This is a genomic window from Nonomuraea sp. GTA35 (assembly GCF_041950525.1).
Classification (GTDB): domain Bacteria; phylum Actinomycetota; class Actinomycetes; order Streptosporangiales; family Streptosporangiaceae; genus Nonomuraea.
In genome coordinates this window covers 161,315-173,569 of the sequence record NZ_JBGNUV010000017.1, presented here as the reverse complement: position 1 = coordinate 173,569, position 12,255 = coordinate 161,315, and the positions used below count along the sequence as shown (strand labels likewise).

Here is a 12,255-nt window from a genome sequence, read left to right as displayed (position 1 = left end):
GGGCGGCGCGATCATCGCGCCGCCCCGTCCCAGCAACCGAAGAGCAGCAGCAAGGAGTTCCGTTGAAGGTCCGAGTCCTGACAGCCGTCGCCGCCCTGGCGTTGGCCGGCGGCGCGCCACCACTCCAGCTCGACAGTCTCGGCTCGGGCGGTCCGCCGCTCCTCAACGTCGAGACCATGGTCCAGCACGTGAACCTTCTGACGTCGTAGTGCGACTCGCGCAGCTGTCCGTGGCCGACTCGCCGGCCGGGCCACGGACGATGCTGGGGCGCGTCGGCTATGTCATGTTCCTCAGCCGCTGGATCCAGGTGCCGCTGTATCTGGGGCTGATCGTCGCTCAGGTCGTGTACGTGTGGCGGTTCCTGGCGGAGCTGCTGCACCTGGCGCACCTGGGCTTCGGCGGGCACCCGCCGGAGACGACCGTCATGCTGATCGTCCTCGGGCTCGTCGACGTGGTGATGATCTCCAACCTGCTCATCATGGTCATCATCGGCGGCTACGAGACGTTCGTCTCGCGGCTGCGCATCGAGGGCCATCCCGACCAGCCGCAGTGGCTCTCCCACGTGAACGCGAACGTGCTGAAGGTCAAGCTGGCCATGGCGATCATCGGCATCTCCTCCATCCACCTGCTCCAGATCTTCATCAACGCGGCCAGGCCCACCATCACCGACAGAGAGCTGATATGGAAAACCCTGATCCACCTGACCTTCGTCGTCTCGGCGCTGGCGCTTGCCGCGATCGATCGCATCATGGAGGGTGGCCGCCCCCAGCACGGCACGGGCGGTGCGGAGCGGCCCGGGCAGCTGCAGCCGGAGCGGATGGCCGCCTAGGCGGGCGGTCCGGGGGCGCGGGGCGGTGTCACGGGCGGAGGCCCGGATGGGGGTGAGGAGCGCCGCGGCCGCCGGGCTCGGGGCCGCCGCCCTGGCCCTGCTCTGCTGCACCGGCGCGTACGCCGAGGACGACGCCGGCGGCGGCGCGAAGCCGGGCCCGGCGCCGCTGATCGGCGATGTGATCATCTTCAATGACGAGATCGTCGAGCCCGTCTCGCTGCCGTTGAGCACCTGTGGCGGCGTGGTCCCGCTGCTCAGCAAGTCGCCCGCCACCTGCGAGGGCACCTCCCGCGTGTCGGACGACGACGCGTGAGCCCGTACGTGCCCGCCCGCGGGGGTGGGCGGGCACCCGGGCCGGTTCAGCCGCCGGCCAGGAGGTCCTCCAGCACCACGGCCACGCCGTCCTCGTCGTTGGACAGCGTCCGGCGCCCGGCCGCCGACAGCACCATCGGGTGGGCGTTGGCCATCGCGTACCCGGCTCCCGCGTAGAGCAGCACCGCCAGGTCGTTGGGCATGTCGCCGAACGCCACCACGTCCGCGGCCGCCAGGCCCCGCTCCGCGCAGAGCCGGTCCAGCGTGACGGCCTTGGTCACCCCGGCGGCACTGATCTCCAGGATCCCCTCCACCCCCGAGTACGTGACCTCGGCCAGGTCGCCGATCGCCCCCGCCACGGCCGCGTACATCTCGTCGGCCGTGTGCGCGGGCGACAGGGCCAGCAGCTTGACGATCGGCCGGCCCCCGTCGAAGACCGACTCCACCTCCAGGTAGGACGCCAGGTCGTGCTCGACCCGCCTGGTGTAGGCGGCCTCGGCCAGCACGTTCCTGCCGGTCTCGACGGCCAGGCCGACGCCGGGCAGCGCCAGGGTCAGCGCCTCGATGACCTTGCGGGCCGTCCCGGGGTCGAGGGGGCTGCTGGCGGTGATCTCGTCGGTCGCGACGTCGTACACGATGGCGCCGTTGCTGCAGATGGCGGTGCCGGTCACGCCGGCCTGCCGGGCGATCTCGACGACGCCGCGCGGCGCCCTGGCGGTGACGAAGACGATCTCGGCGCCGGCCGCGCGGGCCGCCTGGAGTGCCTGCCTGGTACGTGCGGTGACGGTGCCCGCGGTGGTGAGGAGAGTGCCGTCGAGGTCGGTGGCCACGATCCGGGGGAAGGTTCCGATGCTCACGGCAGCGATTATTGCGACTTATCCGGATGAATCACCCGGGAGGTGGGCGGTAGGGTACGCGCGTGCTCTCCACCCCTCGCCCGGACGACCGGGTCGCCTCCGCCTTCCGGTTCGCCACCGAGCTGGTCGCGTGGGTCGCGACGCCGTGGGCGCTGGCCTCGTACTCCGTGCCGCTGGCCGTGCTGTCGGTGATCGTGCTGATCGGGCTGCCCACGGTCTTCTCCACCCCTGGCGACAAGCGGAACGTGATCGTCGCCGTACCGGGCGTCGTGACGATCCTGCTGGTCGCCCTGCACGTGGTGGCCGCCGTGGCGGCGGCGTGGGTGGCCTGGCACGCGTTCGCCGCCGCGCTGGTCTCCGTGCTGGCCGTGGTGACGGTGGTGATGGAGCTGCCGCGCTGGCGGTGGCTGCTGTCGCGCTGAGCGCCGTCAGAGCCCAGACCGCCCAGAGCTGAGGGCCGCCCAGAGCTGAGGACCGGTCAGATGCGCAGTTCCGCGGGGAGCAGCGTGGCCGCGTCCGTGAGCTCCAGGCCCAGGAGCTGCCCGGCGTCGCCGTAGTCGAGGACGATGTTCTCCGCCACGACCTGGCGCCTGGCCTCGCCCGGCACGATCTCGTGCTTCATCGCGATGTAGGCCAGGTTCCGCGCGCTGTCCACGCTCACGTACACCGTCCGCGGCCGCTGCCCCGCCTGCTCCTCGTCCCAGGCCAGCAGGCCCTCCCTGGCCTCGTGCGAGCCGGTCACCGCCGCCCTGACCGTGATCATCGCCAGCTCGATCGCCTCCAGCGAGTCGAGCCCGGAGACCTTCCGCTCGTGCTCCCATCCGTCGAGCCCGTCGATCCGGTACGGGCACGACCACTCGCCCGTCGGTTCCTCGTAGGGCACGCCGACCGTGACCACGACGTCCCGTGGCGGATCGGTGCGCAGCTCCAGCACGCGGTGGGCGATCTCGTACATGTCTGCTCATCTACCCCCCGGGCCACTCGTGGAAGACTCGGCGAGGCACCAGTTAGGCATCGGCGGCCCGCGTACCATATCGTCGCCGGAGGACCATTCGCCCACGGGAGCGCTGAGATGAACGAGTCGTTCGGGAGCCGCCTGCGAGCCAGACTCGACGCGTGCGGGCCGCTCTGCGTGGGCATCGACCCGAGCCCCGCCCTGCTCCACACCTGGGGGCTCGACGACTCCCCCGCGGCGCTGGAGCGCTTCTGCCGCACGGTGGTCGAGGCGGTGGCCGACGTGGCCGCCGTGGTCAAACCGCAGTCGGCCTTCTTCGAGCGCTGGGGCAGCCGCGGCATCGCCGTCCTGGAGCGCACCATCGCCGACCTGCGCGAGGCGGGCACGCTGGTGCTGCTCGACGTCAAGCGGGGCGACATCGACAGCACGATGGCCGCCTACGCCGAGGCGTACCTCGACAAGGGCAGCCCGCTGGCCGCCGACGCCGTGACGCTCAGCCCCTACCTGGGGTTCGGGTCGCTGGAGGGCGCGATCACCTCGGCGATGGCCAACGACGCGGGCGTGTTCGTGCTGGCCCGCACGTCCAACCCGGAGGCGGCCGGGCTGCAGCGGCTCGTGGCCGGCCAGGTGCTGGCCGGGGCCGCCGCGGCGAACGCGGGGCACGCGCCCTTCGGGCCCGTCGGCGTCGTGATGGGCGCCACGCTGCCCGCGCTGGAGCACTCGCTGGACGACCTCAACGGGCCCGTCCTGGCGCCCGGGCTGGGCGCGCAGGGGGCCACCCCGGCCGACGTGGCGCGGCTGTTCGGGTCCGTGCGCCACGCCGTCGTGCCGTCGGTGTCGCGGGCCGTGCTGGCCGACCCGAAGCTGGTGCGCACCCGTACGCTGCACTACCGCGACGAGTGCGCCGCCCACCTCGCGGCCGGCGCCCCCGCTCAGAAGTGAGTGGCGATCCCGTACGCCTCGCGCAGGCTCGCCATGTCCAGCAGGTCGCGCTCCCTGGGGGTGTACCCCTGGTGGAAGTGCACCTGCTGGGCCACTGACAGGCACGGCACGGCCACGCCTGCGATCTCGCCGGTGACGAGGGCGCCGGCCGGGTAGGCGAGGGTGCCGCCCTCGTCGTCGAGCCGCTGGAGCGCGGAGCCGTCGGGCCGGAGGTGCAGCGGATGCAGGTCCACCTCGCGCCCGCCGGGGCCCGTCATGACGAAGCGGGCGGGCCGTCCCGGCACGACGCCTTCCGCGCGCTCGGCGTACCCCAGGCTCTCCAGGGCGGCGATCACGGCCGGCTCCTGCTCCACGCGGTGCAGCAGGTCGAGGTCACTGTGCTTCCTGGTGATCCGGCCGACGAGCGCGTCGATGCCCCAGCCGCCGGCCACCCAGACCTGGCAGCCCGCCTTCCTGAGCGTCTCCAGCACGTCCAGCACGGCGCTCGCTTCGAACATGACGACGATCCCAGGTCAGCCGGCCCGGTGGACGGCGGCCAGCACCGCGTGCACGGAGGCGGTCAGCACCGAGGTGTCCTGGGCCGCGCCCCAGCAGGTGGTGCCGTTCACCTTGGCCTCGACGTAGGCGATGGCCCGGCTGCCCCTGCCGGGGTCCAGGGCGTGCTCGGCGTAGTGCAGGATGTCCACGTCGATCCCGTCGCCGGCGAGCGCGGCGGTCAGCGCGGACAGCGGGCCGTTGCCGGTGCCGCTCAGCCGGCGGCCGTTGCGCAGCGTCCCGGTGAACTCGTGCGCGCCGGGCCCGGTCTCCACCGTGCTCCAGTCCGCAAGCGCGCCGATCTCCCCCGGCGCCAGGTAGGTGGCGTGGAAGAGCTCCCAGAGCTGCTCGGCGGTGATCTCCTCGCCGCTGCCGTCGGTGGCCTGCTGGACGACCGACGAGAAGTCGATCTGCAGCCGCCGGGGCAGCTCCAGGCCGTAGCGGGTGTGCAGCAGGTACGCGATGCCGCCCTTGCCCGACTGGCTGTTGACGCGGATGACCGCCTGGTAGCCGCGCCCCACGTCGGCCGGGTCGATCGGCAGGTACGGCACCTCCCACGGCGCCTGCTCCGGCGGCACGCCCAGGTCGGCGGCGCGCTTGGCGTGGTGGGCCATGCCCTTGTTGATGGCGTCCTGGTGGGTGCCGGAGAAGGCGGTGTAGACCAGGTCGCCCGCGTACGGGTGGCGCTCGGGCACCGGCAGGCGGTTGCAGTGCTCGACGACCCTGCGCACCTCGTCGATGTCGGACAGGTCGATCATCGGATCGACGCCCTGGGCGTGCAGGTTCAGCGCCAGCGTCACCAGGTCCACGTTGCCGGTGCGCTCGCCGTTGCCGAACAGGCAGCCCTCCACCCGCTGGGCCCCCGCCAGCACGGCCAGCTCGGCGCAGGCCACGCCGGTGCCGCGGTCGTTGTGCGGGTGCACGGACAGGATCACGGCGTCCCTGCGGTCGAGGTGGCGGTGCATGTACTCGATCTGGTCGGCGTACACGTTGGGCGTGGCCACCTCGACCGTCGCGGGCAGGTTGTGGGTCACGGGACGGTCGGGCGAGGCGTCCCACAGGGCGGTCAGGTCGTTGCAGACCTCCAGCACGAAGTCCGGCTCGGTGAGGTTGAACACCTCGGGCGAGAACTGGAAGCGGATGTCGCGGTCGCCCGCGAGGCGGGCGATGTGCCCGGCGGCGTCCCTGATCAGCGCGCGCAGCGCGGGCCTGTCGTGGCCGAGCACCACGTCGCGCCAGGTGGGCGCGGTGGGCGTGTAGAGGTGCACGACCACGCGGGACATGCCTTCGATCGAGGCGAAGGTGCGCTCGATCAGGTCGTGCCTGGCGGGCGTGAACACCACCACGCTGACGTCCTCGGGCACGGCGCCCGGCGTGGCCAGGTGGCGGATGAAGTCGAAGTCGAGCTGGCTGGAGGAGGGGTAGCCGACCTCGATCTCCTTGAAGCCCATGCCGGTGAGCAGCTCGAACATGCGGCGCTTGCGCTCGGGGTCCATCGGCTCGGCCAGGGCCTGGTTGCCGTCGCGCAGGTCGACGGGCACCCACAGCGGGGCCTCGGTGATGCGCCGCGCCGGCCAGGCGCGGCCGGTCAGCGGCACCTCGACGCGCTCGTGGGCGGGCCGGTAGCGGTGGTACGGCATGCTGCTGGGGCGCTGCCGGTTCCAGTCGTACACGTGTTTCTTCCCTCTCGGTCGTGACGGAGAGACCGGCAGGCACCCGAACCACCGCGGCGGGGTGCCGGTCCGGTCAGGCCCCGCCGCGGCGGCCAAGAAGGAGGCGACCGTACGACGTCATGAGGGGTAGACTAACCACAACACAGGTCCTCAGACAACCTGAGAGGTTCGCTGCCATGCCGCTCGGCTCACTCCGCCCCAGCCCTCTGGTCGAGCAGGCCACCGAGCACCTGCGCGAGCAGATCACGCAGGGCGAGTGGCCGGTGGGCACCCGCCTGCCCGGGGAGAACACGCTGGCCAGGACGCTCGGGGTGGGCCGCTCGACGGTGCGGGAGGCGCTGCGGGCGCTGGCCGGGGCGGGGCTGGTGCAGGCCCGGCAGGGGTCGGGGGTGTTCGTGATCGCGACGGAGCCGGCGGAGGACTGGCCGGCCCGGCTGCGGCGGGCCGCCATCACCGACGTGTACGAGGTCCGCATGATCGTCGAGACCCAGGCGGCACGGCTGGCGGCGGGGCGGCGTACCGACGAGGACGTGGCGGCACTGGAGTCGGCGCTGCAAGGGCGCGAGCGGGCGGCGGCCGGTGACGACGCGGCCTTCGTGGACGCCGACATCACGCTGCACGCGGCGGTCGTGGCGGCGGCGCGCAACCCGGTGCTGTCGGACCTGTTCGCCGAGTTCGCGCCCGCGCTGCGGGAGCGGCTGATCGACCTGGTGGAGATGCTGGAGCTGCGCAAGCACGACCCCAACACCGGGCACGGCACGCACGCCGCGCTGGTGGCGGCCATCCGGCGGGGCGACGGTGACGCGGCCGAGGAGATCCTGCGGGCGGAGCTGGAGCAGACCCTGGCCCTGCTCCACCGCCGGAACCCCTGACCGCCCGGTTCCGCCGCCTGGGAGCCCGGCCGCACCCGCCCCGGCCTCAGCCCGTGGGGCCCACGTCAGGCCGGATCTCGTCGTCCTCGTCGCCGGGCTCCTCCTCAGGCTCCGGCTCGTCCTGCTCGTCGGGCAGGTCGGCGGGCACCGGGCGGCGCGACGTGGGCGTGTCGCAGCCCGAGCGCTCGGCGACCACGTCGCTCTCCCCGCTCACCCCGCCCACGGCTTCCGGCAGCTCATCGGATGTCTGGCTCATAGCCTCTCACCTGCCCTGACGGCACTGCCCGAACCAGCCTTGCTAGGGTCCCGGGGGTGATCTCCCGCACGCAGCGCCCGACCGCCCGCATCATCCTGGCCGACCCGGACGACCGGGTGCTGCTGTTCCGGTTCATCCCGCCTGACCCGTGGCCGAAGGAGCCCGCCTGGCACCTGCCCGGCGGCGGCATCGAGGCGGGCGAGACACCCGCGCAGGCGGCGGCGCGCGAGGCGTACGAGGAGACCGGTCACGTGCTGGACCCCGCCGAGCTCGGCGATCCCGTGGCCACGAACGAGGGCGCGTGGTCCAACCAGGGCCGCCACTTCTACTCGGTGCACCTGTACTTCTTCGCCCGCGTCCAGACCCCGGCCGTCGCCCCCGCCGCTCTGGAGGACTACGAGCTGGCGGAGTGGGAGCTGGGCCACCGCTGGTGTAGCGCCGCCGAGCTGGCTGCCACGCGGGAGCGCGTCTTCCCGCCCCGCCTGGCCGGCCTCGTGCCCGCCCTGCTCGCCGGAGAACGGCCCGGCGCGCCAGTCAGGCTCGGCTGGCTGCACGAGTAGCGACACCCGTCAGGGTTCGGCGGACAGCGGGACGCCGGTCAGGCGCTGCCTGCCGCACGGGCAAGCGGGGCGCCGGTCAGCCGAGCGCGTCCTCGATCTCGCGGCGGGTCGGCATCGAGGTGCTGGCGCCCTCCCGCTGCACCGACAGCGCCGCCGCCGTGGCGGCGAAGCTCAGCGCGTCGGCCACGGGCATCCGCTCGGTGCGCGCCACCGCCAGCGCCCCCACGAACGTGTCACCGGCCGCCGTCGTGTCCACCGCGTCCACCTTCACGGCGGGCACCCGCAGCCGCTCCCCCGACCTCGACCCGTACAGCGCCCCGTCGGAGCCCAGCGTGATCACGGCCTCCTCCACCAGCTCCAGCAGCGCCTCCAGGGCGGCCTCCGCCCCCTGGACGCCGGTGATGGCCGCGGCCTCGTGCTCGTTCGGCACGATGGTCGTGACCGCCTCCAGCAGCTCGGCGGGCAGCGGCTGGGCGGGGGCGGGGGTGAGGAAGACCGGCACGCCGGCCACGTTGCCGGCCTGCGCCGCCGCCACGACCGCCGCCATGGGCAGCTCGAGCTGGAGCAGCAGCACGCTGGAGGAGGCGATCGCCGCCAGGTCCTCGCCGGAGGGGCCGGTGATGGTGCCGTTCGCGCCGGGGACGACGATGATCGAGTTCGCGCCGTCGTCGTCCACCATGATGTGGGCGATGCCGCTGGGGCCCGGCACCTGGCGCAGGCCGCGCACGTCGATCCCGGCCTCCGCCAGCGTGGAGCGCATCTCCGCCCCGAACCCGTCGTCGCCCACCGCCCCCAGGAACGCCACCTCGCCACCCGCCCGCGCGGCGGCGATCGCCTGGTTGGCGCCCTTCCCGCCCGGCACGGTACGGAACCGGTGACCGGTGACCGTCTCACCCAGCTTCGGGGCTTTCGAGACGTACGCGACGAGGTCCATGTTGGCGCTGCCGAAAACCGAGATCATGACGTCATCATCTCCTGAGTACGGGCGGCCAGCTCGGCAAGACCCACCCCGTCGAAGCCTGTCAGGCTGCTGGCCAGGCTGTCACGCATGCGCCACCGCTCCGGCACGCCGCCGTTCAGCGCGCCCGCGACGGCCCCGGCCGTCGCTCCGGCGGAGTCGGTGTCCCAGCCCCCGGCGACCGCTCCGGCGATCGTGGCGGTGAAGTCGCCCCTGCCGTGGATCAGCGTGGCCGCCACCAGGGCGGCGTTGTTGATCGTGTGCACCCAGTGCAGGGCGCCGTGGCGCTCGTGGAGCCGGTCGACGACCCGTTCGAAGTCGTCCTCGCCCGCGGCGTCCGCGACCGCCAGGCGGACGGCCTCGTGCAGCCGCGACCCCTCGGGCACCACCGACAGCCCCGCCCGCACGACCTCCTCCGCGGAGCCGGCCACCATCGAGGCGGCGCACATCGCGGCCGCGAACATCGCCCCGTAGATCCCGTTCGCGGTGTGCGTGAGCCGGGCGTCGCGCCAGGCGTGCTCGGCCGCCGCCGCCGGGTCGCCCGGGTTCACCCAGCCGTACACGTCCGCCCTGATCAGCGCGCCGATCCACTCCCTGAACGGGTTGCGGTAGGTGGCCGTGGCCGGGGGCTCGACGCCGTCCAGGAGGTTGCGGTACGCGACGCGCTCGGCGGTGAACGTCCGGCCAGCGGGCAGCTCGTCGAGCCACAGCCTGGCCACGTCCTCGGTGGTGAAGCCGCGGCCGTGGCGCTCCAGAAGGGACAGGGCGAGCAGCGGGTAGTTGAGGTCGTCGTCCTCGGGGATGCCGTCGATGTTCTCGGCGAGGGAGTTGACGGCGCTGCGGCGGTTCCACGGCCAGCGGCGGGCGACGTCGCCCGGCAGGCCCTCGGCGGTGAACCAGCCGCGGATCGGCCAGTTGCCGGTGGCTTCGGCGATCTCCCTGATGCCCTGCCTGGGGATCTTCTCCACGGGCTTGCCCAGCACGCACCCGGCCGCCCGCCCCAGCCACGCACCGAGGACCCGCGCCGGATCCACTGCCACACCCCCCTGCCGTGGAGCGGGCCAGGCGGGGCAGGCGGCGATGATGCCCGGCAGGTCCGACGGCTCGGGCAGCGGTGACGGGATGGCCGCCAGCTCGTCCAGCAGCTCCTCCGCCAGCCCGCGCAGCCGCGCCGCGCCCGGTTCCGAGGCGCCCGCGCGCGGCGGCGCGTCGTGCCCGCCTGCCGCGTGCCAGCGGGCCGCGAGCTTCCGGACGTCGCGGCCGTCCTCGGCTGCCTGGCGCAGCTCGTGCCCGACGAGGTCCTCCGGCTGGACCCAGGTGAGCCTGATCATGCGCGCTCGAGCTCGGCGAAGGCTGACTCGTGGGCGCGGCGCCGTGCCAGGTCGCCGGCGTGCACGCGGCGCGCCACCTCCGCGATGGCCAGCCCGGGAGCCACCAGGTCCGTACGGCTGGCCGCCCCCACCTGCGCCACCCACTCCTGCGGCACGCAGGACAGGCCGCCGAGCGCGCCCGCGATGGCCCCGCCCATGGAGGCGATCGAGTCGGCGTCGCGCCCGTAGTTCACCCCGCCCAGCACGGTGTCGCGGAAGTCGCCCTTGGCGATCAGCAGGAACCCGAGCGCCAGCGGCAGCTCCTCGATGCTGTGCACCCGGCTCGGCCTGCGCGCGCCCAGCCCCTGGTCGCGGTAGGTGTCGGCGACGGTGTCGTACGGCCGCACGGCGGCGCGCAGCGCCTCGAACGAGCCGTCCCAGTGCCCCAGCCCGGCGGCGGTCTCGCAGACGGCCTCGATGGCGGCCCTCGTGCCGTCCTTGGCCAGGCGCAGGCAGGCGCCCACCACGGAGTCGGCGGTGGCGCCCGGCCGCATGGCCTCGGCCACGGCGGCGGCCATCACGCCGGCGGCCTCGCGGCCGTAGCTGGACTGGTGCGCCCCGGTCAGCTCGATGGCCTCGGCGTAGGCGGCGTCGGGGTCGGCGGCGTTCACGATGCCGACGGGAGCCACGTACATGGCGGCGCCGCAGTTCACGATGTTGCCGACGCCGGCCTCGCGGGGGTCGGCGTGCCCGTAGTGCAGCCGGGCCACGATCCACTTCTCGGCCAGGAAGATGCGCTGCAGGGGCAGCGCCTCGGCCTCCAGCTCGGGGATCCAGCGCCGCTCGCCCATCAGCTCGGGCACCAGGTGCTCGGCCATCGCGTACGCGTCCAGGTGGCCGCCGGTCTTCTCGTACACGCGGATCAGGGCGTGCGTCATCAGCGTGTCGTCGGTGATGTGGCCGTCGCCCTTGTGGTACGGGGCGATGGGGCGGGCGTTGCGCCAGTCCTCGTTGAACGGCGGCACGATGCCCTCGACGCGGCCCCCGTACCGCTCCACGATCTGCTCGGGAGTCCAGCCCTCGGTGGCGCCGCCCAGCGCGTCACCGACCGCCGCCCCCGCCACGCAGCCAGTGGCTCTGTCCTCAAGCGGCGTCATGCGATTCCCTCCAGTAGTTCGATCAGATCACGGCCCGCCAGGTCAGGCAGGCAGCAGCCGGCCAGCGTGCGGGCCGAGGCGGTCCACCCCTCCGGGATCGCCTCGTACCCGCCGCACGCCCCGGCCAGCGCTCCGGTGAGCGCGGGAGCCGAGTCGGCCAGCGGGGCCAGGCAGGCCGCCGCCGGGACGGCCCTGGTGAGGTCGCCGGCGGCGGCCTCGGCCAGCGCGAGCGCCACCGGGACGGTCTGCGCGGCGCCCACGCCGTAGCTGTAGACGTGGTCGAGCAGCGCGGCGTCCAGCGCGGGGATCGCGCCGAACGGGTCGCCCGCCTTCCTGGCGACCTCCAGGGCCAGGCGGGCGTTGTGGCCGATGGCGGTGTCCTCCGGCAGGACGGCGAGCGCCGCCTCCACCGCCGCGCCCGGCCGGCCCGAGGCCACGGCCTCCTCGATCGCGGCGGCCACGGCCTGGGCGGCCAGCACGCCGTCGCCGGCGTTCGTCACCTGGGCGTCCCGCGTCGGGTCCCTCCCCAGGACCCCGTACGCGACGGCCCGGATGGCGGCGGCGTCGTCGAAGTGGTGCGGGTTGTCGTGGCCGGAGGCGGGCGGCTCGACGCCCTTGGCCAGGTTGTCGAGCGCGGTCGCCACGGAGATGCGGGCCCTGACGCGCGGGCCGCCGCCGGTCCGGCCGCCGCCTGCGCCGTTACCCGCAGCGGTGCCCGCCCCGCCGCCTGCGCCGGCGTCATCGCTCGCGGTGAGCTCCCTGAACGCCTCGGCGCGCGGACGGTCGATCGTCAGCATCGTCCACGCCAGCCACTCGGCGTCGTCGGACGGGCCCACCCGGAGCGGCGCGGTGGGCTGGTTCAGCGCGAACGGCACCGGGAGCGTGGTGACGTGGTGCTCCTCGGCGAACGCGTCCAGCTCGCGGTGCAGGCGGCGGCTCCAGGGCGCGTGCAGGGCCGCGCGGTGCCTGGCCGCCGGCCAGCCCACGGCGTCACCGATGGCGAGGCCGATGAAGGCCCCCCTGATTCTGTCCCCCGACAT

General features: G+C 73.9%; 16 protein-coding genes. 7 read left to right on the top strand and 9 right to left on the bottom strand.

The annotated features are described in order from the left end of the window. Positions 1-62 precede the first annotated feature (62 nt). From ACBJ32_RS49855 to ACBJ32_RS49845, 3 genes are read left to right on the top strand one after another with little or no spacing between them, the layout of a single operon-like run. The gene (locus tag ACBJ32_RS49855) at positions 63-209 is read left to right on the top strand and encodes a hypothetical protein (RefSeq protein WP_375132899.1); all 147 of its coding nucleotides are present in this window, start codon (positions 63-65) and stop codon (positions 207-209) included. Then, positions 209-829, top strand: a complete 621-nt coding sequence (locus ACBJ32_RS49850) for a TIGR00645 family protein (RefSeq protein WP_357876355.1) — start codon at positions 209-211, stop codon at positions 827-829. The genes ACBJ32_RS49855 and ACBJ32_RS49850 overlap by 1 nt, the downstream gene beginning before the upstream one ends. Before the next feature lie 46 nt (positions 830-875). Then, positions 876-1,142, top strand: coding sequence for a hypothetical protein (locus ACBJ32_RS49845; RefSeq protein ID WP_375132898.1), 267 nt, complete (start codon positions 876-878; stop codon positions 1,140-1,142). A gap of 46 nt (positions 1,143-1,188) precedes the next feature. On the opposite strand, the gene ACBJ32_RS49840 is transcribed toward ACBJ32_RS49845, so the two are convergent. Then, on the bottom strand, positions 1,189-1,998 hold the full coding sequence (locus ACBJ32_RS49840) for an HAD family hydrolase (protein ID WP_375132897.1): 810 nt from the start codon (positions 1,996-1,998) through the stop codon (positions 1,189-1,191). 62 nt (positions 1,999-2,060) lie between these two features. On the opposite strand from ACBJ32_RS49840, the gene ACBJ32_RS49835 reads away from it, so the two are divergent. Beyond that, the gene (locus ACBJ32_RS49835; RefSeq protein ID WP_375132896.1) at positions 2,061-2,420 is read left to right on the top strand and encodes a hypothetical protein; all 360 of its coding nucleotides are present in this window, start codon (positions 2,061-2,063) and stop codon (positions 2,418-2,420) included. A gap of 56 nt (positions 2,421-2,476) precedes the next feature. Here the strand turns inward: ACBJ32_RS49835 and ACBJ32_RS49830 are convergent, their stop codons facing one another. Then, the gene (locus ACBJ32_RS49830; RefSeq protein ID WP_375132895.1) at positions 2,477-2,953 is read right to left on the bottom strand and encodes a DUF6968 family protein; all 477 of its coding nucleotides are present in this window, start codon (positions 2,951-2,953) and stop codon (positions 2,477-2,479) included. Between the two features lie 117 nt (positions 2,954-3,070). On the opposite strand from ACBJ32_RS49830, the gene pyrF reads away from it, so the two are divergent. After that, the gene (gene pyrF / locus ACBJ32_RS49825; RefSeq protein ID WP_375132894.1) at positions 3,071-3,895 is read left to right on the top strand and encodes an orotidine-5'-phosphate decarboxylase; all 825 of its coding nucleotides are present in this window, start codon (positions 3,071-3,073) and stop codon (positions 3,893-3,895) included. Here pyrF and ACBJ32_RS49820 read toward each other — a convergent pair. Together ACBJ32_RS49820 and ACBJ32_RS49815 are read right to left on the bottom strand one after the other, a co-directional pair. Next, positions 3,886-4,392 carry a nucleotidyltransferase domain-containing protein gene (locus ACBJ32_RS49820; protein ID WP_375132893.1) on the bottom strand — a complete coding sequence of 169 codons (507 nt, stop codon included), beginning with the start codon at positions 4,390-4,392 and terminating at the stop codon, positions 3,886-3,888. The genes pyrF and ACBJ32_RS49820 overlap by 10 nt on opposite strands. A gap of 15 nt (positions 4,393-4,407) precedes the next feature. Further along, positions 4,408-6,069, bottom strand: coding sequence for a 2-isopropylmalate synthase (locus ACBJ32_RS49815; RefSeq protein WP_375132988.1), 1,662 nt, complete (start codon positions 6,067-6,069; stop codon positions 4,408-4,410). Positions 6,070-6,278: 209 nt separating this feature from the next. Here ACBJ32_RS49815 and ACBJ32_RS49810 point away from each other — a divergent pair, with 209 nt between their 5' ends. Then, positions 6,279-6,974, top strand: coding sequence for a FadR/GntR family transcriptional regulator (locus ACBJ32_RS49810; RefSeq protein ID WP_375132892.1), 696 nt, complete (start codon positions 6,279-6,281; stop codon positions 6,972-6,974). Between the two features lie 46 nt (positions 6,975-7,020). Here the strand turns inward: ACBJ32_RS49810 and ACBJ32_RS49805 are convergent, their stop codons facing one another. Then, complete coding sequence (locus ACBJ32_RS49805) at positions 7,021-7,230, bottom strand: hypothetical protein (protein ID WP_375132891.1); 210 nt, start codon at positions 7,228-7,230, stop codon at positions 7,021-7,023. A gap of 56 nt (positions 7,231-7,286) precedes the next feature. On the opposite strand from ACBJ32_RS49805, the gene ACBJ32_RS49800 reads away from it, so the two are divergent. Then, the gene (locus ACBJ32_RS49800) at positions 7,287-7,790 is read left to right on the top strand and encodes an NUDIX hydrolase (protein ID WP_375132890.1); all 504 of its coding nucleotides are present in this window, start codon (positions 7,287-7,289) and stop codon (positions 7,788-7,790) included. Between the two features lie 76 nt (positions 7,791-7,866). Here ACBJ32_RS49800 and rbsK read toward each other — a convergent pair whose 3' ends face one another. From rbsK to ACBJ32_RS49780, 4 genes are read right to left on the bottom strand one after another with little or no spacing between them, the layout of a single operon-like run. Next, a complete protein-coding gene (gene rbsK / locus ACBJ32_RS49795; RefSeq protein ID WP_375132889.1) occupies positions 7,867-8,751 on the bottom strand; it encodes a ribokinase in 885 nt (294 codons plus the stop codon). Beyond that, a complete protein-coding gene (locus ACBJ32_RS49790; protein WP_375132888.1) occupies positions 8,748-10,079 on the bottom strand; it encodes an ADP-ribosylglycohydrolase family protein in 1,332 nt (443 codons plus the stop codon). Before ACBJ32_RS49790 ends, rbsK begins: the two co-directional genes overlap by 4 nt. Beyond that, positions 10,076-11,215: an ADP-ribosylglycohydrolase family protein gene (locus ACBJ32_RS49785; RefSeq protein WP_357876376.1), complete on the bottom strand. Its 1,140-nt coding sequence runs from the start codon at positions 11,213-11,215 to the stop codon at positions 10,076-10,078. The genes ACBJ32_RS49790 and ACBJ32_RS49785 overlap by 4 nt, the downstream gene beginning before the upstream one ends. Beyond that, entirely contained in the window at positions 11,212-12,255 is a 1,044-nt protein-coding gene (locus ACBJ32_RS49780) for an ADP-ribosylglycohydrolase family protein (RefSeq protein WP_375132887.1), read from the bottom strand. Before ACBJ32_RS49780 ends, ACBJ32_RS49785 begins: the two co-directional genes overlap by 4 nt.